Here is a 22,090-nt window from a genome sequence, read left to right on the forward strand (position 1 = left end):
CGCGACGGTCAGTCGTCGCGCACGTCGACGACGACCCGGGTCGGGTCCGTGAGCGAGTACACGCGGAACGGCTTCTCGTCGTCGACCCCCACGAACGCGGTCGTGACGCCTTCGAAGACGCCGGAGTAGACGACCTCGGTGACCACGTCGGTCCCGGCCACCCGGAGCGGGTTCGCTCCGCCGTACTCGGTCGCGCCGGTCTCGAACGGGTACGTGGTGCCCTCGATCCGGAGACTCAGCACGGCGTCCCCGTCGACGTCGACCGGCGCCCCGCTGCCGTCCTCCGTCGGGGCGTCGACGTACGCCGCGCGCCACCCCGGCGTCCCGGTGCCGGCGAGCTCGAGCACGACGCGGTCGTAGTCGTCGTGCGCGCCGATCCGGACCGCGGTCACGGTGAGGGCCGCGTCCGCCGACGCGCTCTGGGTGTCGGGCTCGGTGTTCGCGGGGAACGGCACGTCGCCGTCGGGGTCCGAGTCCTTCATCCCGGCGCCGTCGAGCGCTCCCTGTCCGTCGTCGCCCGTGGTGCCGTCGCCCGTCCCGTCGCCGGCCTCGCCCGGCGGTGTCTGCGGGTCCGTGGGCAGGCCGCTGGGCAGCTTGCCGGGCGTCTCGGACGCGCTGGGGGTGTCGGACGGCGTGGCGTCCTCCGTGGCGACGTCGCCGCTGGGTGCGGGGCTCGGGCCGGTGCCCGCGCCGTCGTCGTCACCGCAGGCGGCGAGAGCGGTCGCGGTGACGACCGTGATCACGACGGCGGCGACCGCCCACCGGTCCCTGGCGCGGGATCGGGTCACCATGTCGACGCACCTCCGTGGGCGCCCCGGGGTGGGCGGTCCGTCCCTATCGTCCCACTTCGGTGGCCCCACGCGCGTCGAGCGCCTGCTCGAGGTCGCGCCAGAGGTCCTCGACGTCCTCGACGCCCACGGACATCCGCAGCAGGTCCTCGGGCACCGTGACGGACTCGGTCGGGAAGCGTCGGCGTCGCTCCAGGCACGACTCGACGCCGCCGAGGCTGGTCGCGGGCAGCCAGAGCCGGACCGCCGCGACGACGGCGTCGGCACCCTCGACGCCCCCGCGCGGGCGCAGCCCGATGACGGAGCCGTACCCGCGCATGGTCCGGGTCGCGCGCTCGTGCCCCGGGTCCTCGGGCAGGCTCGGGTGGCGGACCTCCGCGACTCCGGGGTGCTCGGCGAGGCGCCGCGCGAGCTCGGCGGCGTTGGCCTGCGAGCGCTCGACGCGCAGCGCGAGGGTGCGCAGCCCGCGCAGCGCGAGCCAGACCTCCCACGGCCCGGCGATCGACCCGTGCAGGGTGCGGTACGCGCGGACCTTCCGGGCGAGCTCGGGGTCGTCGGTCACCACGGCCCCGAGCACGACGTCCGAGTGGCCTGCGAGGTACTTGGTCACCGAGTGGACGACGAGGTCGGCGCCGTCGCCCAGCGGCTGCTGCCCGAGCGGCGTGGCGAACGTGTTGTCGACGACCGTGAGCACGCCGCGTGCGCGCGCGGCGGCGAGCAGCGCCGGCAGGTCCGCGACCTCGAGCATCGGGTTCGTCGGCGACTCGAGCACGCACAGGTCTGCGCCGTCCATCGCGGCCACGACGGCGGCGGTGTCCGCGACGTCGACCCGCCGCACGGTCACGTCGGCCCGCGCGGCGAGGTCGTCCGCGAACCCGAGCGTGACCTGGTACGCGTGGCGGGGGATCACGACCGTCCCGCCGTGCGGGACGAACGAGAACACCGAGGCGATCGCGGCCATCCCGGAGGAGAAGACAACCCCGGGCTCGGTCGCGCCCTCGAGCGCGGCGAGCGCCTCCTCGAACGGGTGCCAGGTCTCGGTGTCCATGCGGGTGTAGAGCAGCTCCCCGGGGCCGTGGACGCTGCCCTGGACGCCCTGGGAGACGTAGGTGGACGAGAGCACCACGGGCGGGTTGACCGGGCCTCCCTGGCGGCGGGCCGGCCGCCCCGCCGCGACGGCGACGGTGGCCGGTGAGGAGCCAGGAGGCAGGGGTTCGTGGGTCGGGGTCGGGGTGTCGCTCATGCGGCTCAGGCTACGGCCCCGCGGAGGTGTCGGACGTCGTCGGGCAGCGTGGGGCTGCCGTCGGCGGGGAGCGCTCCGGTAGGGTTCGGGACGATGTCCAGCCACCCCGCGAACGGCCGCAGGCCGCGCGTCCTCGTCCTGTTCGGCGGTCGCTCCACGGAGCACCCGGTCTCGTGCGTGACCGCGGCCGGTGTGCTGCGCGCCATAGACCGGGACCGCTACGACGTCCTGCCCGTCGGGATCACGCGCGACGGTCGCTGGGTGCTCGCGCCGGACGACCCGGACCGCTGGTCCTTCGGCGGCGAGGAGCTGCCCGAGGTCGAGTCGCTCGCCGGGGACGTCGTCCTCCCGCTGGGTGCGCCCAGCCCGGCGGCCCGCGTGGTCGAGGACGGGGTCCTGCGTGACCTGGGCGCCATCGACGTGGTCTTCCCCTGCTGCACGGGCCGTTCGGGGAGGACGGGACACTGCAGGGCCTCCTCGAGATGGCGGACCTCCACTACGTCGGCGCGGGCGTGCTCGCCTCGGCGGTCGGCATGGACAAGCACGTCACCAAGCTCGTGATCGCAGGTCAGGGACTGCCTGTCGGTCCGTACACGTTGCTGCGGCCGGGGAGTTCGACCGTGACCCGGCCGCGTGCACCGCCGCCGTGGCTGCCCTCGGTCTCCCCGTCTTCGTCAAGCCGGCCCGTGGCGGATCGAGCATCGGGATCACCAAGGTCGACGACCTCGCGGACCTGGCCGCGGCGGTCGCCGAGGCCGAGCGGCACGACCCCAAGGTGATCGTCGAGCAGGGCGTCGTCGGGCGCGAGATCGAGTGTGCGGTGCTCGGTGACCGCGACGGGGGAGCGCCCCGGACCTCGATGCCGGGCGAGATCGTCGTGACGTCGTCCGACCACGGGTTCTACGACTTCGAGGCGAAGTACCTCGACGAGTCGGGCGTCGAGCTGAGCTGCCCGGCCGACCTGCCGCAGCACGTGATCGACCAGGTCCGGGACATCGCCGCGCGGACGTTCGAGGCCGTCGGTGCCGAGGGGCTCTCGCGCGTCGACGTCTTCGTGACGCCCGACGAGCAGGTGCTCGTCAACGAGATCAACACCATGCCGGGGTTCACCCCGATCTCGATGTATCCGCGCATGTGGGAGCGGTCCGGCCTCGCCTACCCGGAGCTCATCACCGAGCTGATCGAGCTCGCGCTGGCGCGCCCCACCGGGCTGCGCTGAACGGGGGCCGCGCGGCGCTCAGCCGGCGTCCTGCGCGCCCACGCACTCCCGGGTCTGCGGGACGTCCACGACGGCCGCGTTGAGGTCCCCGACGAACGACGTCGACCGCTCGTCCGTGATCTCCGGGGGGACCTTCACCTCGACGGCCGGGTCGCGCCCGTAGGTGACGAACGTCCACGTGCCCTCGTCGTCCGGCGCGGCGAGCCAGTCCACGTCGCCGCTGTCGCTCGGGACCGTCAGGCACGGGGCCTCGGCCGTCGGCCCTGGGGGTGTCACCCCGCACCGGAACGTGACGGCCGCCCCCGGCTCGCCCCATGCGGTCGTCGCCTGGCTGTCCGTGTGGGTCTGGGGCATCCCGACGAGCTCGTCCGGCAGCGACAGCACGATCTCCGCGCAGACCGGGTTCGCGGCATCCTCGGCGACGGGCACACCGATCGTCGGGGTGCAGCCCGCGACGGCGGTCGCGACGGCGAGGCAGGTGAGACCGGCCAGGCCGGTGCGGGCGAGCGCCGAGCGCGAGCGGGAGGGCGAGGCGGCGGGCGAGGAGAGGGACGTCGTCCGAGGCGTCGGGGAGGTCGTGCGGTTCACGTCCCCACGGTAGTGGCCGCGCGGGGGTCTCATGACCGGCGTCGGTCCGGGGCCTGTCCGGCGCAAGTCCGAAACCCAGGCCGGAGCGGTCCCGTGATCACGCGTGAACTCGCTCAGGTCCTGCGAACTACAGTGTCCGCGTGACCCCCGACCCGCGCACCGTCGCCGAGACCACGGAGTCGGAGCTCCTCGCCGCGATCTTCCCGCTCCTGCCCGCCGGGGACGCGACCCTCGTCGGGCCGGGCGACGACGCTGCCGTGGTCCGGGCCCCGGACGCGCGCGTGGTCGTCTCGACGGACGTCCTCGTCGAGGACCGGCACTTCCGCCGCGACTGGTCGACGGGCTTCGACGTCGGCTGGCGCGCCGCGGTCCAGAACCTCGCCGACGCGGCCGCGATGGGCGCCCGGCCGACGTCCCTGGTGGTCTCGTTGGTGGTCCCCGGCGACGTGCGCGTCGACTGGGTCACCGGGCTGGCCCGGGGTCTGGCGGCGGCGTGCGCCGCCTCGGGCGCCGCCGTGGTCGGGGGAGACCTCTCGTCCGGACCGGTGATCGTCGTCGCCGTCACCGTGCACGGTGACCTCGAGGGTCGGACGCCGGTGCTGCGGTCGGGCGCGCGGGCGGGGGACGTCGTCGCGCACGCCGGGCGGCGCGGGTGGTCCGCGGCCGGTCTCGCGCTCGCCGGGGTCGGGCGGGCGTCCCTCGGGGTCGACCCCGAGGACCAGGACGAGGCGACCGCCGCGTACCTGCGGCCCGACCCGCCGATCTCCGCGGGGGCCGTGGCGGCACGGGCGGGGGCGACGTCGATGCTCGACCTCTCGGACGGGCTGCTCCGGGACGCGGGCCGGGTGGCCCGGGCGAGCTCGGTGCGGATCGACCTGGACCGCGAGGCGTTCGCCGACGACGCCGCGGGTCTGCGCGACGCGGCGCTCGCCGTGGCGGCCGAGGACCCCGGCCCGTACGCGCCCGCGGGCGCCGACGCCTGGCGCGGCTACGTCGACGAGTGGGTGCTGACCGGGGAGAGGACCACGGCCTGCTGGCCACGTTCCCCGCCGACACGGCGCTGCCCGAGCCGTTCCGCGCGGTGGGCCGGGTGCTCGCGACGTCCGGCGGCGAGCCAGGGGTGACCGTCGACGGTCAGGAGCCCGACGTCCGAGCGACCGGGTGGGACCACTTCGGGGCGTGACCCGTCAGGTCAGTTGCGGCGAAACCTGAGCTGCGTCATGTACCGGCCGCCGATCTCCTCGGACTTCTCGACCCCGTCCGGCTGGAACCCGTGCCGACGGTAGAAGTGCTGGGCGCGCTCGTTGTCGGCGATGGTCCAGAGGGTGATGGTGGAACCGTCGTCGACGACGGTGCGCATGAGGTCGCGGGCGACCCCGCGGCCCCAGGCCTCCGGGTCCAGGTAGATCGCATAGATCTCGCGGTCGGACGGCTCGGCGTCCTCGTCCCGGGACGGGCCGACGGTGACGAAACCGAGCATGCGGTCGTCGGCGATCGCGACCCAGGTCTCGCTCGGGTGGTCGTCGGCCAGGTACGCGGCGAACCAGCTCGTGCGGAGCTCGACGTCGAGGGACGACAGGTACTCGTCGGGGACGAGGCCTGTATAGGCGTGGCGCCACGACGCGATGTTCACCCGGGCGATCGAGTGCGCGTCCGAGACGGCGGCCGGGCGGATGCTCACGTCGTCGTACTCGTTGGTCATGCGTCGATCTTCTCACCAGGTCGGACGTTCCGACACGCGAAACAGGCGCGCGAACAGACCGGGACGTCCCGGGACACGAAAAAGCCCGCCGGCGCGGACGCGGCGGGCTCGTTCGAGAGCGAGACTCAGGCCTGGCGCGTGACCTTGCCGGCCTTGAGGCACGAGGTGCACACGTTCACGCGCTTCGGCGTCCCGGCCACCACGGCGCGCACGCGCTGGATGTTCGGGTTCCAACGGCGCTTGGTGCGGATGTGCGAGTGCGAGATGCTGTGCCCGAAGCTGGGGCCCTTGCCGCAGACGTCGCAGTTGGCAGCCACGGTTACTCCTGATCGTCGTTGCACGTCGGGACGGCGCTGAGGCAGCGTCGACGTCCTCGAATGCACTGGGGATGGTCTTGGGTGGCCCGAATCGCTCCAGGCAACCTGAACAGACTAGCCGATCGGGGCCGAGCACTCAAATTGCGCACCGACTCCACGGCGACTGCGCAGCGAACCAGCGAGCGCCGATAGCGTGTCCTCCAGCACAGTACCCGAGCGACCTGATCGATCATGTCGATCCGAGCAGACCTTCCGGGCGGACGGAGCACGAGTGAGCGGAGCACAGCGCGTCGACGCGGCGCTCGTCCGACGCTGGCTGCGCGCGGCGTGCGACGACCTGGGGAGGGTGCGGCCACGCCTGGACGCGCTCAACGTCTTCCCGGTCGCCGACGCGGACACGGGGACGAACCTCTACCTCACCCTCGCGCACGGCGTCCGCGAGCTCGAGAGCCTCCCGGCCGGGGCCTCTGCTTCCGCGACGGTCCGTGCCGTCGCGCGCGGCGCCCTCCTCGGGGCCCGTGGCAACTCCGGGTCGATCCTCGCCGAGTACCTGCGCGGGCTCGGGCCCGGGCTCGACGTGGCGGGCAGCGCCACAGCGCTCGCGCGCGCCCTCGGGGCCGGGGCCGTCGCCGCGCGGTCCGCCGTCCTCGAGCCCGCGCCGGGCACGATCCTCTCCGCGGCGACCGCGGCTGGCGACGCCGCCCTCGCCGTCGTCTCTCGGGAGGCTGGTGACGAGGCTGATGGCGAGGCTGGTCACGAGGCTGGTCACGAGGCCGACGACGTCGGGGCCGTCACCCGGGCCGCGTTCGCGGCGGCCGTCGGCTCGGCCGCTGCGAGCCAGGACGATCTCGGGGTGCTGCGCCGGGCCGGTGTGCACGACGCGGGGGCGCTCGGTCTGTGCGTCCTGCTCGCGGCCCTCGATCGCTGCGTCTCCGGGGTGTCGGACGCCCAGGGCATCCTCGACCGCATGGAGACGCTGCTCGAGCACCGACGACCGGCGGTCGACGGTCCCGCGGGCGACTCAGCGGGCGACCTTGCGGGCGGACCGGTCGGCGGCGGGTCGGCGTCCTACGGCGCGGTGGCGTCTGCGGACGTGAACGGTGACGCTCACAGTCACAGTCACAGTCACGGGCACGGTGCCGACGGCGAGTTCGAGGTCATGTTCGTGCTTCACGGTGCGGCGGGTGCGAGCGTGGAAGGCGCGGGTGACGGTGCGCTAGACCCTGCGGGCGACAGTGCGCATGACCTTGCCGTGGACGGTGCAGGTCGCCCTGTCGGCGACAGCACGGCTGACAACACGGACGACAGCACGGACGACACCGCCGGCGAACCTGCGGGCGAGAACGTCGACCGGGTCGCCGAACAGCTCCGGCGGGCCCTGGCCGAGCTCGGTGTCTCCGTCGTGGTGACGGGCGGCGACGGCGTCTGGCAGGCGCACGTCCACACGGACCGGCCCGTCCGCGCGATCCGCGCGGGTCGCCGGTCGGCCCGACGCGTCGGTGGTGTCGTCCGTCAGGTGGAGGTGCGCCACCTGTCCGTCGCGGCAGACGGCCCCGGCCGCGCCCTGGCCTCGGACGGCGCACCGGGCGGCGGCGGTGCGAGCCACGGGACGGTCGTCGTGACCGCCGCGAGCGGGCTCGTCGCGGACTTCGCGCGTGCGGGCGGCGTCGTCCTCGTCGTGGACACCGAGGAGGAGCCCGATCTGGACGACGTGGCTCGGCTCGTCGTCGACGTCCAGTCGCCGAAGGTCGTCGTGCTGCCGGGCCGCGAGCTCGACGAGGGGCTCCTGCACGAGCGCGTGGCCGCCATCGTCGCGGAGCTCGGGGACGCCGTCGTCCGTAGCGCTGACGGAGCTGCCGAATGCCCCGACGGCGGCGGTGCCGATGGCGGTGCCGACGGCTCTGACGACGGCGCCGGCGCCCCCGGCTCGCCGTGACCGTGCTCGGCGCCGGGGACCTGCACACGATCTCGGCGCTCGCCGCGCTCCAGACCGTCGGGCCGGGCGAGGACCCGCGCGACGCGATGGTCGACGCCGTCCGGTCCGTGCGCGTCGTCCGCGACGCGGGGCCCGCGCCCTCGGGCGACCGCACGCCTCGCGGAGCGTCCTCGGTCGACGGTCCGCCGGGTCAGCGGCCCGGCTCCGTGCCGGGGCGCGGTCCGCACGCGACGATCCTCCGCGCGGTCGACGGGTCCGCGCAGATCGTCACGCTCCTGCACGGTCGGGACGTCTCGGCCGACGTGGTCGCGGGCCTGATCGACGCGATCCGGGACCATGCGCCGTCGGCCGAGGTGCTCGCGGTCGACTCCGGGCGCCACGACGAGAGCGTCGAGGTGGGGGTCGAGTGACCGACCGGCTGCGCGAGCCGTTGGCGAAGGTCCTGGGGGCCCGGTCGGCGGGACCGCTCGAGGCCCTCGGGGTGTCCGACGTCGGCGGGCTCCTGGCGCACTACCCGCGCCGGTACGGCGACCCTGGACGGGTCAGCGACCTCGCGGGCCTCGCCCTCGGCGAGCACGTGACGGTCATGGCGCGCGTCGCGCGCGCGACCGTCCGGCAGATGCGCTCGCGGGGCGGGGCCATGCTCCAGGCCGTGGTCACCGACGGGCATCACGACCTCTCGCTCACGTTCTTCGCCAAGCGGCCCGGGGTGCTGCGCCATCACGAGGACCGGCTGCGCCCGGGCCGGATGGGGCTGTTCACGGGGGTCGTCGGGGCCTACCGGGGGAGCGTCAGCTCACGCACCCCGACTACCTGATCGTCGGTGTCGACGCGGACGACGAGGAGTCGGCGCTCGTCGAGGCCAGTCGGCCGATCCCCATCTACCCCGCCAGCGCGAAGGCGCCGAGCTGGCGCATCCAGCGCGCCGTCCGCACCGTCCTCGACCCGCTCCGGGAGGAGGACGTCCCGGACCCCCTCCCGGCCCAGGTCCAGGAGCGCAAGGGCTTCGGCTCGAGGCTCGCGGCGCTGCGCGCAGTGCACGAGCCGTTCGAGGAGTCGGACTGGCGTCGCGGGCAGGAGCGGCTGCGCTACGAGGAGGCGTTCGTCCTGCAGGCCGCGCTGGCGCAGCGGCGGACCCGTGCCGCGGCCCAGGAGGCCACCGCGCGTCCCGCCTCGGACCACGGGGCACTCGCGGAGTTCGACCAGGCGCTCCCGTTCACGCTCACGCAGGGTCAGCGGGTGGTCGGCGCGGAGATCGCGGACGAGATCGCCCGGCCCCGACCGATGCAGCGGCTGCTCCAGGGCGAGGTGGGCTCGGGCAAGACGGTGGTCGCGCTCCGCGCGATGCTGCAGGTCGTCGACGCCGGGGGCCAGGCCGCGCTGCTCGCGCCGACCGAGGTCCTCGCCGCGCAGCACGCGAGGACGCTGCGGTCGATGCTGGGCGACCTCGCGGCCGGCGGGATGCTCGGCGGCTCCCCGAACGCGACCCGGGTCGCGCTGCTGACCGGTTCGCTCGGTGCGGCGGCGCGCAAGGAGGCCCTGCTGGACGCCGCGAGCGGGGCCGCCGGCATCGTCGTCGGCACGCACGCGCTGCTCGGCGACAAGGTGCAGTTCGCCGACCTCGGCCTGGTGGTGGTCGACGAGCAGCACCGGTTCGGTGTCGAGCAGCGCGACGCCCTGCGGGCCAAGGCGCGCACGACCCCGCACCTGCTCGTCATGACGGCGACGCCGATCCCGCGCACCGTCGCGATGACCGTGTTCGGGGACCTGGAGACGTCGTCGCTCACGGAGATCCCGGCCGGGCGGTCGCCGATCGCGACGGTCGTCGTCCCGGCGAGCAACGAGGCATGGATGCAGCGCGTCTGGTCCAGGGTGCGGGAGGAGGTGGACGCGGGGCACCGGGCCTATGTCGTGTGCCCGCGGATCGACCCCGACCCGCCCGACGCGACCGGCAAGTCAGGTGAAGCGACCGGCGCGACGTCGTCCGACCTCGAGGACGGCCCCGACCTGCTCGACCTCGACGGGGCGGCGGAGGACCGGCCGCCTCTGCGTGCCGTCCTGGAAGTCGCGGAGGGGCTCGCGTCGGTGCCCGCGCTCGCCGGAGTCCGGATCGGCACCCTGCACGGACGGATGCCACCGGCCGAGAAGGACGCGGCGATGGCCGCGTTCGCGTCGGGGGAGGTGCCGGTCCTGGTCTCGACGACCGTGGTCGAGGTCGGCGTGGACGTCCCCGAGGCCACCGTGATGGTCGTCTTCGACGCCGACCGGTTCGGTCTCTCGCAGCTCCACCAGCTCCGCGGCCGGGTGGGTCGCGGCAGCGCCGCGGGGCTGTGCCTCCTGGTGTCGGTCGCCGAGCCCGGCAGTCCAGCGGCGGTGCGGGTCGAGACCATGGCCGAGACCACGGACGGGTTCCGGCTCGCGGAGGTCGACCTCGGTCTCCGCAGCGAGGGCGACGTGCTCGGTGCCTCCCAGTCCGGGCGGGGGAGCTCGCTCCGGCTGCTGCGGGTGGTCAAGGACGCGGCCGTCATCGAGGACGCGCGGCGCGACGCCACCGCGGTCGTCGACGACGACCCCGAGCTGGCCGAGCACCCCGTGCTGGCCGCGACGATCGCCGAACAGCTCGACCCCGAGCGCGAGGAGTTCCTCGAACGGGCGTGACGCCGTCCGGCGGGCCGCCTCCGGGTGGCTAGTCTCGGACCATGACGAGGATCGTTGCCGGCGAGTTCGGCGGGCGCACCCTGCACGTCCCGCCACGGGGCACCAGACCGACGAGCGACCGCGTGCGGGAGGCGATCTTCTCGCGGCTCGAGCACCACGGCGTGCTTCGCGGGGCACGGGTCCTCGACCTCTACTCGGGGTCCGGGGCGCTCGGGCTCGAGGCCGTCAGCCGCGGGGCCGCGCACGCGACCCTGGTCGACGCCGCCCGCTCCGCCGTGGAGATGGGCCGCCGGAACGCGCGCGAGCTCGGCGCGCACGGCGTCGAGGTCGTGCACGAGAAGGCCGAACGGTTCGTGGCCACCCCGCCCGTGAAGGCGTGGGACCTCGTGTTCCTCGACCCCCCGTACGACGTGCGGGACGAGACGGTCGTGTCCCTGCTCGAGCACCTCGCGACCACGCGGGCGGTCACGCGCGACTCGCTCGTCGTGGTGGAGCGAAGCTCACGGAGCCCGGAGCCCCGGTGGCCCGAGGGCTGGGAGGCCGACGCCCGCAAGAGCTACGGCGAGACGACCGTCCACTACGCCTTCGCCGGTCCGGAGAGCCACGAGCACCCGCCCACCCGTACCGACCCGGTGCCTGTACTACCGTGACCGGGGTGACCACCGCCGTCTGCCCCGGGTCCTTCGACCCCATCACCCTGGGCCACCTGGACGTCGTCCGCCGAGCCCGGGCGCTCGTCGACCACGTGGTCGTCGGGGTGGCCCGCAACGCGGGCAAGACGGCGCTCCTGCCGGCCGACGCGCGGGTCGACCTCGCTCGCCGCGCGCTCGACGACGCGGGCCTCGCGGACGTGCGGGTCGCCGTCGTCCCCGGCCTGCTCGTGGACTACTGCGCCGAGATCGGGGCCACGGCGGTCGTCAAGGGTCTGCGCGGAGGCGCCGACTTCGACGCCGAGCTGCCCATGGCCCTCATGAACCGGCACCTCGCGGGCGTCGAGACGGTGTTCGTGGTCGGCGACGCGGCGCTCGCGCACATCGCGTCCTCGCTGGTCAAGGACATCGCGCGGCACGGCGGACCGGTCGACGACCTCGTCCCGCCCGGCGTCGGCGACGCGGTGCGCAGGGCGTTCGCGGAGGCACGGGAGGGAGATCGGCGATGACGGACGGTGCGGGGACGAGCGGGACCAGCGGTCCGAGCGGTCAGGGCGGTGCGGTCGGGCCGACCGGCGGCGCCCCGGGCGCCGATACCCAGCCGGAGACGCCCCTCGTGGACGCCGTCGCAGAGTCGGGGGCGATCGTCCCCGGGCTGATGGACGACCTCGCGCGGCTCCTCGACACGGCACGGCCGATGCCGATGTCCTCGTCGGTGCTGGTCCATCGCCCGGAGGCGCAGGCCCTCGTCGAGAAGCTACGCGCGGAGCTGACGGAGCAGCTCGCCCACGCCGACGCCGTCCTGGCGTCCGCCGAGGCGACCATCGAGGAGGCCGAGCGCAAGGCCGACGAGCTCGTGGCGGCGGCGCGGGCCCGCGCCTTCGCCCTCGTGCAGCGCGAGTCGGTCGTCGTCCAGGCCCAGGAGCGTGCGGACGAGATCGTCCGGGCCGCCGACGACGACGCGCGCCGGCGCCGCGCGGAGGCCGACGACTACTGCGACCAGCGGCTCTCGGGCTTCGAGATCGACCTGGGCAAGATGCTCGCCCAGGTCCATGCGGGGCGTGCCCGGCTGGCGGAGCCCCGCGAGGCCCCCGGCGGCGCGTGACGCCCACGGTGTGACGCGCCTGACGTTCCGCTGACCCGCGTTCATCGCGTAGGATGGTCCGTTGGTCCTACCTTCGTCGTCATGGGCGCTCATCGGCACGCCGCCGTTGCTCCGCCCGGTCGACATCGACGGGACGCCGCGCGGCTCTGGCCGCGATCGCCCCGACCGGGGCGCGGCGCTCACCGCACGGACCACCTGCAAGACCACCGACACCGACGCTTGGATCCGCCGTGGACCGCCACTCGACCCTCGACCCGAGGTCGCCTCTCGTGCTCGACGTGCACGAGCTCGGCCGACGCCCGGGCTCGATGCGTCGGCTCGAGCGCACCGTCGACGCGCCCGCCGAGCTCGGGACGGCCGTCATCGGCGTCCCCGAGGGTGCGCCCGTCGCGCTGGACCTGCGCCTCGAGGCCGTCATGGAGGGCGTGCTCGTCTCGGGCACCGCGACCACCACGGCCGTCGGCGAGTGCGGGCGGTGCCTCGACCCCCTGACGCGGGACGTGGTCGCCGAGATCCAGGAGCTGTTCGCCTACCCGGAGCGCGCCGAGGCCGCCGAGGAGTCGGGTGACGACGACGAGGAGCTCTACGAGCTGGAGGGCGACCTCGCCGACCTGGAGCCCGCGCTTCGGGATGCGGTGGTCATTGGACTACCATTCCAACCGTTGTGCAGTCCGGACTGCCTCGGCCTGTGCTCCCTCTGCGGAGCACGCATGGCCGACGACCCGGAGCACTCCCATGATGTGGTCGACCCTCGCTGGTCGGCGCTAGAGAGCATGTTCGATTCGACGAACGTGTCCGACGAGACGAAAGAGAGCTAGCCGTGGCTGTTCCGAAGCGCAAGATGTCGCGCAGCAACACCCGTGCGCGTCGTTCGCAGTGGAAGACGTCCGCCGCGACCCTCGCCACCTGCCCGCAGTGCAAGGGCAACAAGCTGTCGCACGCCGCGTGCCCCACCTGTGGCACCTACAAGGGCCGTCAGTACAGCGAGGCGCTGCGCGCCGAGCACGCGGGCTGAGTCCCGTGGCGCCGGTCGCGACCGGTCTTCTCGAGAAGCTCGGGGTCCATCTGGACCCCGAGCTTCTCGTGCTCGCCCTGACGCACCGCTCGTTCGCGCACGAGGCCGGCGGCATCCCCACGAACGAGCGTCTCGAGTTCCTGGGTGACTCCGTGCTGGGCATCGTCGTGACCGAGGAGCTCTACCGCACGCACCCCGACCTGCCCGAGGGCGCGCTCGCCAAGATGCGGTCCGCGACCGTCTCGCAGCGGTCGCTGGCCGCCGTCGCCCGCTCGCTCGACCTGGGGCAGTACATCCTGCTCGGCAAGGGCGAGAAGGGCACCCGCGGGTTCGACAAGGACTCGATCCTCTCGGACACCGTGGAGGCCCTGCTGGGTGCGGTGTACCTGAGCCACGGCATCGAGGTTTCCCGCGAGCTCGTCCTGCGGCTCGTGCGCCCGACCCTCGTGGCCGCTGCCGACCTCGGCGCGGGCCTCGACTGGAAGACGTCGCTCCAGGAGGCCGCGGCGACCCGTGGCATGTCCGCGCCCGAGTACGTCGTCACCGCCGAGGGCCCCGACCACGCCCGGGCGTTCACGGCGGAGGTGCTCGTGGACGGGGTCGTCCGCGGCACCGGGACGGGGACCGCGAAGAAGCACGCCGAGCAGGTCGCCGCCGAGGCCGCCTACGCCGCGATCACGTCAGGCCTCGAGGCCACCCCGGAGACCACCGAGCCGCCCGCGTCCGACGTCCGCGCCTCCTGACGAGCCGGACCTGACCACCGGTGCCTGAGCTCCCCGAGGTCGAGACCGTCCGCGACGGGCTCGCACGACACGTCCTGGGCCGGACGGTCCGCGAGGTCGAGGTCCTGCGCGACTACTCCGTCCGCGGCCAGGACGGCGGACCGGTCGCGTTCCGCGCCCAGCTGGTCGGCCGGACGCTCACGGCCGCGGTGCGCCGCGGCAAGTTCCTGTGGCTCGTGCTCGCCGAGCCCGGCGGGGAGCGGGCATCGTGCCTGCCGGCGTACCGGCGCAGGGTCCGGGCGGGGTGTCGGACGCCGTCCCGTCGGCCGCGCTCCTGGCTCACCTCGGGATGTCGGGCCAGCTACTCGTGCGCACCAGTGCCGAGGCCGCGGAGCAGCACCGCCACCTGCGGGTCCGGCTCACGCTCTCCGGCGGGCTCACCCTCGACTTCGTCGACCAGCGGACGTTCGGGCACCTGTCCGTCCAGGACCTCGCACCGACCCCGGACGGCGAACCCGGCGGTCTGGGCTCGGACCTGGCGCTCCTGCCGGTCCCGGCGCTGCACATCGCGCGCGACCCGCTCGACCCCGCGTACCGGCCGGACGACGTGGCCCGCGCGATGCGACGTCGTCGGACGGAGGTCAAGCGCGCGCTCCTCGACCAGTCGCTCGTCTCCGGGGTGGGCAACATCTACGCCGACGAGGCCCTGTGGCGCGCCGGGCTCCACTACGCCCGGCCGACGCAGCGCCTCCGGCAGTCCGACGCCGTCCGCCTGCTGGCCGCGGCGGAGGGCGTCATGCGGGAGGCGCTCGTCCAGGGCGGCACGAGCTTCGACGCGCTGTACGTGAACGTCAACGGCGCGTCGGGCTACTTCTCCCGCTCCCTCGCCGTGTACGGGCAGGAGGGCGAGGCGTGCGCCCGCTGCGGGGCCGTCGTCCGCCGCGACGCGTTCATGAACCGGTCGTCGTTCTGGTGCCCGGTGTGCCAGCCCCGCCCGCGGGCCCCGCGCGCGCCGCGCGTGCGGGTCGAGCCCGTGGATCGGCCCGGAGCGTCCACCGCGTGAGCTTCTGACGCGCTGCTCGCCCGGCGTCACCGGCGGTCCGGCGTCACCCGCGGTCCGGCGTCAGCGGTCGACGACGTTGCTCAGCTGCGAGTCCGCCCGCAGCGCCTCGACCTTGCTTGCGCCGATCGGGCCATTCATTCGAGGTGCCGACGCCAGAATGGGTCATGTGCCCAAGCGTCGGGGATGCCCATGCCACGCAGGTTCATCGTGGGGCGGCATTCGACGAGTGCCTGAAGTCGCCGCGCCCAGCCACTGTGCGGGGAGATGGTCTCCAGCACTGTCTGCAGCGACACCAATACCGGGTAGAGCCGTCTTCTCGACGTCTCAGGCATCGCATCATCCCCTTCGAGCCAGGACACGGTCCGCGAGGTCGGGATCGCCGGGTAGACGCCGAGCCCGACGTTCCAGAGGCGGCCGTGGTGTGCGCAGACGTTGCGGACGCGTACGTAGGTCTGCATCCAGGACTCGAGCACCGGGGCTGTCACACCGATGCTCCTTGCGATGGCGGTCCTGTCCGCGCGTTGCTCGAGGTTGCGGTACGCGCTGGTCAGTTGGCCGACGGTGAGGGTCTCCACCATCAGCCACGACGGCGGCAGCTCGGGCGAGCCGTAAGTGGTGAGGTAGTGCTCGAGCGCCGAACGGTGGACAAGGGAGTCCACGTCGGCATCAGGGGTGCCGCGGAGTCTCTCGTCGCAGGTGCCCTTGACGATCTTCAGGAGTCCCGCATGCTTGCCGTGGTCGCGGAAGTGCGAGGCGTCCATGTACCAGTGGGGATCGTCGTGGGCGGTGGACATGTGGTCGGTCAGGGCTGCGCGGACTGCGACCTCGACGCGCTCCAGAGCGTCCATGACGACCAGCCGCAGCGCACGGTCGAACACGTAGAGGTTGAGGACGTCGTCAAACGATGCGCCATCCCGGAGCATGTGGTCCGGGCTGCCCTGCTGAAACGGAATCGTGTACGGGGAGAGCCGGAAATAGCCGATGTGGCGCAGGTAGCGGAGCGCACGGTCCCGGTCGGGGATGGCCAGTCCGCGCTCGGCGAGACGGTCGACGAGTGCGTCCAGCTCCATGGGCGGCTTGTCGTAGGGCAACGTTCCGCGCGGACGGGATCGGCGGGGAGCACGACGATGGTGTGGCATCGGCGCCCCTCCCGGACCTGGGCAAAGAAGATCCCCCAAGTGCGCATCGTCGAGAGGCGTGGGGGATTTAGTGGTTTGAGGCTAGCACGGATCGGTTGAGCCGCCCTCGTACCTCCCAGGCCGGCATCGTCCGGCGTCAGCGTTCGACGACGTTGCGCAGCTGCGAGCCTGCCCGCAGCGCCGCGACCTGGTCGCGCACCAGCGCCGCCGCCCGCTGCGGCCGCCCGCCCGCGACGTGCGGGGTGATGATCGTGCGCGGAGCGTCCCACAGCGGGGACGACGCCGGCAGCGGCTCGGTCTCGGTGACGTCGAGCGCCGAGGCCCCGATCGTCCCGGCGGTCAGCGCCTCGACGAGCGCGGCCTCGTCCAGCGTGGCGCCGCGTCCGGCGTTGACGACGACGGCGTGGTCGGGGAGCCGTTCCAGCACCGAGGCGTCGAGCGAGTGCCGGGTCGACGGCGTCGCCGGCAGCAGCGAGACCAGGACGTCCGTGGTCGGGAGCACCTCTGCGAGCCCGTCCTCGGAGACGACGCGCACCCCGTCGCGGACGCCCGCGGTGCGAGCGACCCCGGTCACCGTGGCGCCGAGCAGCGACAGGAGCGGCGCCAGCGCCGTGCCGATCGAGCCGAAGCCCCAGACGGTGACCTGCGCTCCGTCGAGCGTGTACCGGTGCGCGGTCGCCGGGTCGGTCTGCGCGCGCCCGATCTCTGCGTCCCAGCGGTGCTCGCGCTGCGCGTGCGACAGCACGTCGAGACGGCGCACCGCGGCGAGCACGAGGGCGAGCGTGTGCTCGGCGACCGGGCCGTCGTGCAGCGAGCGCCCGTTGGCGATCGTCACGTCGTCACCGAATCCCGCGGCGAGCACGGCGTCCGGTCCCGCGGCCAGCGTCTGGACCAGCCGCAGGCGGGCGAGGCGCCGTGCCGCGTCGGCGAGCTGGTCGGCAGGGTTCGCCCACACCACGAGGACGTCGGCGTCGAGGTGCTCGTCGGGCACGGGCGCGTGCACCGCGTACACGACGAACGCGTCGTCGTGGTCGGCGGCCCCGCGGATCGCGTCGGCGTCGAGGGCGAGCGAGTCGGGGAGGAGGATCTTCACCCGTCGAACCTAACGTGCCGCCGGCCCTGCCTGCGGCACCGTCGGACCGAGCGTCTCCTGCGCGAGCGCCCAGGCGTGGTCGGGGTCGGTGCGCAGGAGCTCGTCGTGCGTCCCACGGACGGTGACGGTCGCCGGGCGCGGACCGTGCGGGACGGCTGCCGCGTCGGTCGTCGTGCCCTGCTGCTCGTCTTGCCCGAGCACCACGACCTCGTCGAGGGCTCCGAGCCCCGAGAGCCGGTGGGTCGCGACCACGAGGCCCCGGTGCGAGGCGCGCGCCTCGTCCACCAGGGTCTGCAGCAGCTCGTCGGCGGTTGCGGCTTCCAGGTGCTCGGCCGGCTCGTCGACGAGGAGCCAGGGGGCGGACGACACGAGCGCGCGGGCGACGAGCAGCCGTCGACGTTCCCCGCCCGAGACCGTGGCGCCGTCGGGGCCGAGGGGCGTCGCGACGCCGTCCGGCAGCCCGTCGACCCACGGGGCGAGCCCGACGCGCTCCAGGGCCACCATCGCCTCGGCCTCGGTCAGGTCGCCCCGGGCGACGCGCAGGTTCTCGAGCACGGACGTCTCGAAGACGTGCCCGTCCTCCGCGACGAGCGCCGCGTCGCCGGGGTGCGAGCATCGGCCGCCGAGGGCGGGCAGGAGCCCGGCGAGCGTGGCGAGCAGCGTCGTCTTCCCGACGCCCGACGGGCCGAGGACCGCCACCGTGCCGCCGCGGGGGACCGCCAGGTCCACGCCGACGACGCACGGTCGCTCGCCCCACCCGGCGGCCAGGCCCGTCGCGGTCATCCGGTCGTCCGCGGGCTCGCCGGGGCCGGGGCCGGGAGCGGCGCGGTCGGGTGCGCCGGCCTCGTCCAGGATCTCCATGATCCGTCGCGCCGACTCCCGTGACCGGCGGACCTGGATCGCGGCTGCGGGCAGCGCCGAGGCGCCCTCGAAGGCGGCGAGCGGGACGAGGACGATGACGGACAGCTCGACCGGGGCGAGCGTGCCCGCCGCCACGGCCGGGATGCCGAGCAGCAGCGAACCGAGCACGGCGAGGCCGATCGCGAGCGACTGGAGTGCGGCGGCGGTCGCCGAGACCCGGGCCCCGGCGTCCGTCGCGGCTGCGAGGTCGCGGTCCGTGCTGCGCAGGGCCGCGGTGCGGCCGTCGAGCGCGCCGGCCACCTGGAGCGGACCGGCGTGCTCCAGGACCTCGAGCGTGCGGGCCGACATCTCGGCGCGCACCTGCGCCGACCGCGCCTCGGTCGCCCGCGAGGCCCGCGAGGCGAGCCACGGCGAGACGACGCCCGCGAGCACGAGGCACGCGGCGAGCACGAGCCCCGCGGCGGGCAGGAAGACGCCGACGATCCCGACCGAGAGCAGCGAGACGACGACGGCGACGCCCGACGGGATGAACGCCCGGACGACGACGTCGCCCACGGCGTCGACGTCGGCACCGACCCGGGCGAGGAGGTCGCCGCGCCGCACCCGGGCGAGGGCCTCGCCCCGGCCGCGCGCCAGCAGCTCGTACAGGTTGGTCCGCAGCGCGGTCATGCCGCGCAGGGCGAGGTCGTGGGACGCGAGGCGCTCCAGGTATCGGGCGACGCCGCGCCCGATCCCGAAGGCGCGCACCGCGACGACCGCGATGGACACGGCCCCGACGTCCGGCATCTGCGAGGCGCGGGCGATGAGCCATGCTGCGACCGCCGCGAGGCCGACGGAGCTGCCGAGGGAGAGCGCACCCCACAGCACCGAGACGACGGCCCGGCCGCGCGGGATCTCCAGCAGCCGGGTCGCCCGCCACAGCGGGTCCGCAGCGAGCCGGTCACGGACTCTGGTGCCGACGGCGCTCATGCGCTCGTGCCGTTCGCCGGGACCGGGCCGCTGCCGGCAGGACCTGACGGCTCGGTGGCGCCGGTGGGCGCGTTCCGCGAGGCGGGGCCCGCGGTGCGACCGGCAGGCTCGGTGACCTGCGACCAAACGCTCACGACGTCGTCGGCGAGCGCGACCAAGGACGCCCGGTGGGCGACGACGAGCACGGTGCGCCCCGCGTCGCGCCAGGCGCGGACGCTCTCGAGCACCGCCTGCTCGCCGCGCGCGTCGAGGTGCGCGGTCGGCTCGTCGAGGACGACGACGGGGGACCGCGCCGGGTCGTCGAGCAGTGCCTGCGCGAGCGCGACCCGTTGCCGCTGGCCGACGCTCAGGCCGCTGCCACCACGCCCGACGACCGTGTCCCAGCCGTCGGGGAGCGAGGCCACGACGGCATCGAGGCCGCTCAGCCGTGCGGCACGCTCGACGTCCTCGTCCCGAGCCTCCCGCTCGTCCCGGACCACGTCGCGCAGCCGGCCCGGAGCCAGGGCGGGGCGCTGCGGCACCCAGGTGATCTGCGACCACCATGTCCGCGGGTCCAGGTCGCGGAGGTCGACCACCGACCCGTCCGCCGCCCGCACCGAGACGCGTCCCTCGTCGGGGTCGTGGAGGGCCAGCAGAACCAGCGCGGCCGTCGACTTGCCGGACCCGCTCGGGCCGGTGAGCGCGACCACCCGGCCGCGGGAGCCGTCGTCGGGCACCGTGAACGAGAAGGACAGGTCCGCGGGCGCGGTGGCGGCGCGGTCACCGGCGCGGACGGAGACTCCCTCGACGGCGACCGTCGAGCCTCGCAGCGGCGGGCACGGCGCGGTGCCACGCGGACGCGCGGGGGTCTCCAGCACCTCGAACGCCTGCTCCGCCGCCGCGAGGCCGTCCGTCGACGCGTGGAACTGGGCGCCGACCTGGCGCAGCGGCAGGTACACCTCGGGCGCGAGGATCAGGACGGCGAGCCCCGCCTCGAGGTCGATGCCCTCGCCGCGCAGGAGCCGCAGCCCGATGCCCACCGCGACGACCGCGACCGAGAGCGTCGTGAGCAGCTCCAGGACCATCCCCGACAGGAACGCGATGCGCAGCGTGCCCATGGTCGCGCGGCGGTTCGCCTCGCCGAGCGCGCGGACCCGGGCCTGCGGGCCGATCTCCCGGCCGAAGGCACGGAGCGTGGGTAGCCCGGTCAGGAGGTCGAGCACCTGCGAGCCCAGCCGCTGGACGACGGCCAGCCGGCGCGCGGCCGCACCCGCCGTGAGGTGGCCGACGAGGATCATGAAGATCGGCACGAGCGGGATCGTCACGACGATGATGACGGCCGACACCCAGTCCAGCCCGAACACCACCAGGATGCCCAGCGGCGTGACGGTGGCCGCGAGCAGGAGCTGGGGCAGGTAGCGCACCAGGTACGGCTCGAGGTCGTCGAGACCTCGGGTCGCCAGCGTCGCGACCTCCGGGCCACGCCCGGAGGCGATCCAGCGGGGCCCGAGGCGCGCGGCGTGCTGGACCACCGACTCGCGCAGCTCCGCGATCGTGCGTGCCGCGGCGCGCAGGGCGAAGCGCTCCTGGGTCCAGGTCGCGAGGGCTCGCGCGGCGACGACGGCCGCGAGCAGCCCCACCAGGCCGGCGACGGCGACCAGCGGGGACGGGCCCAGCGTGCCGGAGACCGCGGGCGCGAGGATCCGCGCGATCAGCAGCGCCTGGGCGACGACGAGCACGGCGACGACGAGTCCGAGGACCGTCGTGAGGATGACGTACGCCCGGGCGGACCTGGCGTACCGCAGCAGCCGTGGATCGAGCGGTCTCACCCGCGGCCGGAGACGTCGCCCGAGCCGACGCCGTCGGCGGTGCGCCCCGGTCGAGCCGTCGTGGCGCCGGTCCCGGTCAGGTCCGGCGGCGGAGCGTCCTCGTCGACCGTCAGGTCGAGCCCGCCGTGACCCCCGGACCGCGGCGCACCCTGCTCGCCGTCACCGGAGCCGACGAACGCGGCGCCCTTGATCTTCTCCCAGGACAGGCCGATCGGTTCGGGGATGTCCTCGGTCGACAGCCTGCGGCGGAACACCCAGTACGTCCACGACTGGTAGAGGAGCACGACCGGCACGAGCACCACGGCGACCCACGTCATGACGGTGAGCGTGTAGTCGCTCGACGAGGCGTTGTCGACCGTCAGCGAGTTCGCCGGGTCGACCGCGGGCATCACGTCGGGGTACATCGAACCGAAGATCAGGACGACGGCCGACACGATCGCGCCCGCGGAGAAGATGAAGGCCCAGCCCTCGCGTCCGCGCGCGTTCATCAGGACCACGGAGATGAGGCAGACGGCGGCGACGGCCACGACCGCCCACGTCCAGGTCACCGAGTAGGCGATCTGCGCCCACAGGGCCCAACCGGCGGTGATCACGGTCGCGGCGAGGGAGAAGACCCCCGCGAGGCGGCGGGAGCGCTCGCGGATCTCACCGTCGGTCTTCAGCGCCAGGTAGACGGAGCCGTGCATGAGGAAGAGGCTCACCGTGACGAGCCCGCCGAGCAGGGCGAACGGGCTCAGCAGCGAGAAGAACCCGCCCGTGAACTGGTGATCGGCGTCGAGCTCGACCCCGCGCACGAGGTTGGCGAACGCCACGCCCCACAGGAGCGCCGGGATCCACGAGCCCACGATCAGCGCCTGGTCGCAGCGTCTGATCCAGACCGGGTCGGCGATCTTGCCGCGGTACTCGAACGCGATCACGCGCACGATGAGCGCCAGCAGGATGATCAGCAGCGGCAGGTAGAAGCCGGAGAACAGGGTGGCGTACCACTCGGGGAACGCGGCGAACGTCGCGCCGCCCGCGGTGAGGAGCCAGACCTCGTTGCCGTCCCAGACCGGCCCGATCGTGTTGATCATGACCCGGCGGTCCTTGTCCTTCTTGCCCAGGACCGGGAGCAGCATGCCGACACCGAAGTCGAACCCCTCGAGCACGAGGTAGCCCGTCCACAGGACGGCGATGAGCACGAACCAGAGGATCGCGAGATCCATGATGACTTC

The 22,090-nt window shown here is 74.2% G+C and carries 18 protein-coding genes and 4 pseudogenes; 12 read left to right on the forward strand and 10 right to left on the reverse strand.

The window, feature by feature from the left end; genetic code table 11:
• Window positions 1-8: 8 nt before the first annotated feature.
• Both QUE47_RS11630 and QUE47_RS11635 read right to left on the reverse strand, forming a co-directional pair.
• Complete coding sequence (locus QUE47_RS11630) at window positions 9-791, reverse strand: AMIN-like domain-containing (lipo)protein (protein WP_286217419.1); 783 nt, start codon at window positions 789-791, stop codon at window positions 9-11.
• Window positions 792-834: 43 nt separating this feature from the next.
• Window positions 835-2,031, reverse strand: coding sequence for a trans-sulfuration enzyme family protein (locus tag QUE47_RS11635; RefSeq protein WP_286217421.1), 1,197 nt, complete (start codon window positions 2,029-2,031; stop codon window positions 835-837).
• A 93-nt stretch (window positions 2,032-2,124) separates the two neighbouring features.
• On the opposite strand from QUE47_RS11635, the pseudogene QUE47_RS11640 reads away from it, so the two are divergent.
• A pseudogene (locus QUE47_RS11640) lies at window positions 2,125-3,250 on the forward strand (D-alanine--D-alanine ligase family protein).
• Window positions 3,251-3,268: 18 nt separating this feature from the next.
• Here QUE47_RS11640 and QUE47_RS11645 read toward each other — a convergent pair.
• A complete protein-coding gene (locus QUE47_RS11645) occupies window positions 3,269-3,838 on the reverse strand; it encodes a DUF3515 family protein (protein WP_286217422.1) in 570 nt (189 codons plus the stop codon).
• Window positions 3,839-3,978: 140 nt separating this feature from the next.
• Here QUE47_RS11645 and QUE47_RS11650 point away from each other — a divergent pair.
• Window positions 3,979-5,021: pseudogene (locus QUE47_RS11650) on the forward strand (thiamine-phosphate kinase).
• Window positions 5,022-5,030: 9 nt separating this feature from the next.
• Here QUE47_RS11650 and QUE47_RS11655 read toward each other — a convergent pair.
• Together QUE47_RS11655 and rpmB are read right to left on the reverse strand one after the other, a co-directional pair.
• Window positions 5,031-5,540, reverse strand: coding sequence for a GNAT family N-acetyltransferase (locus QUE47_RS11655; RefSeq protein ID WP_286217423.1), 510 nt, complete (start codon window positions 5,538-5,540; stop codon window positions 5,031-5,033).
• 125 nt (window positions 5,541-5,665) lie between these two features.
• Window positions 5,666-5,857 (reverse strand): 50S ribosomal protein L28, encoded by a 192-nt coding sequence (gene rpmB, locus QUE47_RS11660; RefSeq protein WP_188522570.1) that lies wholly within the window; start codon window positions 5,855-5,857, stop codon window positions 5,666-5,668.
• Window positions 5,858-6,128: 271 nt separating this feature from the next.
• Here rpmB and QUE47_RS11665 point away from each other — a divergent pair, with 271 nt between their 5' ends.
• From QUE47_RS11665 to mutM, 10 genes and pseudogenes are all read left to right on the forward strand, one after another.
• Window positions 6,129-7,793, forward strand: a complete 1,665-nt coding sequence (locus tag QUE47_RS11665; RefSeq protein ID WP_286217424.1) for a DAK2 domain-containing protein — start codon at window positions 6,129-6,131, stop codon at window positions 7,791-7,793.
• Complete coding sequence (locus tag QUE47_RS11670) at window positions 7,790-8,203, forward strand: hypothetical protein (RefSeq protein ID WP_286217425.1); 414 nt, start codon at window positions 7,790-7,792, stop codon at window positions 8,201-8,203. Before QUE47_RS11665 ends, QUE47_RS11670 begins: the two co-directional genes overlap by 4 nt.
• Window positions 8,200-10,451: pseudogene (locus QUE47_RS11675) on the forward strand (ATP-dependent DNA helicase RecG). Before QUE47_RS11670 ends, QUE47_RS11675 begins: the two are co-directional and overlap by 4 nt.
• A gap of 41 nt (window positions 10,452-10,492) precedes the next feature.
• Window positions 10,493-11,101 carry a 16S rRNA (guanine(966)-N(2))-methyltransferase RsmD gene (gene rsmD / locus QUE47_RS11680; RefSeq protein ID WP_286217427.1) on the forward strand — a complete coding sequence of 203 codons (609 nt, stop codon included), beginning with the start codon at window positions 10,493-10,495 and terminating at the stop codon, window positions 11,099-11,101.
• 5 nt (window positions 11,102-11,106) lie between these two features.
• The gene (coaD, locus tag QUE47_RS11685; RefSeq protein WP_286217428.1) at window positions 11,107-11,610 is read left to right on the forward strand and encodes a pantetheine-phosphate adenylyltransferase; all 504 of its coding nucleotides are present in this window, start codon (window positions 11,107-11,109) and stop codon (window positions 11,608-11,610) included.
• The gene (locus tag QUE47_RS11690) at window positions 11,607-12,206 is read left to right on the forward strand and encodes a hypothetical protein (RefSeq protein WP_286217429.1); all 600 of its coding nucleotides are present in this window, start codon (window positions 11,607-11,609) and stop codon (window positions 12,204-12,206) included. Before coaD ends, QUE47_RS11690 begins: the two co-directional genes overlap by 4 nt.
• A 230-nt stretch (window positions 12,207-12,436) precedes the next feature.
• Window positions 12,437-13,024, forward strand: coding sequence for a YceD family protein (locus QUE47_RS11695; RefSeq protein WP_434019680.1), 588 nt, complete (start codon window positions 12,437-12,439; stop codon window positions 13,022-13,024).
• 2 nt (window positions 13,025-13,026) lie between these two features.
• A complete protein-coding gene (gene rpmF, locus QUE47_RS11700) occupies window positions 13,027-13,221 on the forward strand; it encodes a 50S ribosomal protein L32 (RefSeq protein ID WP_123308805.1) in 195 nt (64 codons plus the stop codon).
• A gap of 5 nt (window positions 13,222-13,226) precedes the next feature.
• Window positions 13,227-13,964 carry a ribonuclease III gene (gene rnc / locus QUE47_RS11705; RefSeq protein WP_286217430.1) on the forward strand — a complete coding sequence of 246 codons (738 nt, stop codon included), beginning with the start codon at window positions 13,227-13,229 and terminating at the stop codon, window positions 13,962-13,964.
• Window positions 13,965-13,984: 20 nt separating this feature from the next.
• Window positions 13,985-15,006 (forward strand): annotated as a pseudogene (gene mutM, locus QUE47_RS11710) (bifunctional DNA-formamidopyrimidine glycosylase/DNA-(apurinic or apyrimidinic site) lyase).
• Window positions 15,007-15,140: 134 nt separating this feature from the next.
• On the opposite strand, the gene QUE47_RS11715 reads toward mutM, so the two are convergent.
• The 5 genes from QUE47_RS11715 to cydB all read right to left on the reverse strand — a co-directional run bounded on the left by QUE47_RS11715 (window position 15,141) and on the right by cydB (window position 22,081).
• The gene (locus QUE47_RS11715) at window positions 15,141-16,076 is read right to left on the reverse strand and encodes an Abi family protein (RefSeq protein WP_286217431.1); all 936 of its coding nucleotides are present in this window, start codon (window positions 16,074-16,076) and stop codon (window positions 15,141-15,143) included.
• 205 nt (window positions 16,077-16,281) lie between these two features.
• Window positions 16,282-17,238 (reverse strand): NAD(P)-dependent oxidoreductase, encoded by a 957-nt coding sequence (locus QUE47_RS11720; RefSeq protein ID WP_286217432.1) that lies wholly within the window; start codon window positions 17,236-17,238, stop codon window positions 16,282-16,284.
• 9 nt (window positions 17,239-17,247) lie between these two features.
• Complete coding sequence (gene cydC, locus QUE47_RS11725; protein ID WP_286217433.1) at window positions 17,248-19,068, reverse strand: thiol reductant ABC exporter subunit CydC; 1,821 nt, start codon at window positions 19,066-19,068, stop codon at window positions 17,248-17,250.
• Complete coding sequence (cydD, locus tag QUE47_RS11730; RefSeq protein WP_286217434.1) at window positions 19,065-20,876, reverse strand: thiol reductant ABC exporter subunit CydD; 1,812 nt, start codon at window positions 20,874-20,876, stop codon at window positions 19,065-19,067. Before cydD ends, cydC begins: the two co-directional genes overlap by 4 nt.
• Window positions 20,873-22,081, reverse strand: a complete 1,209-nt coding sequence (gene cydB, locus QUE47_RS11735) for a cytochrome d ubiquinol oxidase subunit II (RefSeq protein WP_350227551.1) — start codon at window positions 22,079-22,081, stop codon at window positions 20,873-20,875. The genes cydD and cydB overlap by 4 nt, the downstream gene beginning before the upstream one ends.
• Window positions 22,082-22,090 lie beyond the last annotated feature (9 nt).

Source organism: Paraoerskovia sediminicola, from assembly GCF_030296575.1.
Lineage (GTDB): Bacteria > Actinomycetota > Actinomycetes > Actinomycetales > Cellulomonadaceae > Paraoerskovia > Paraoerskovia sediminicola.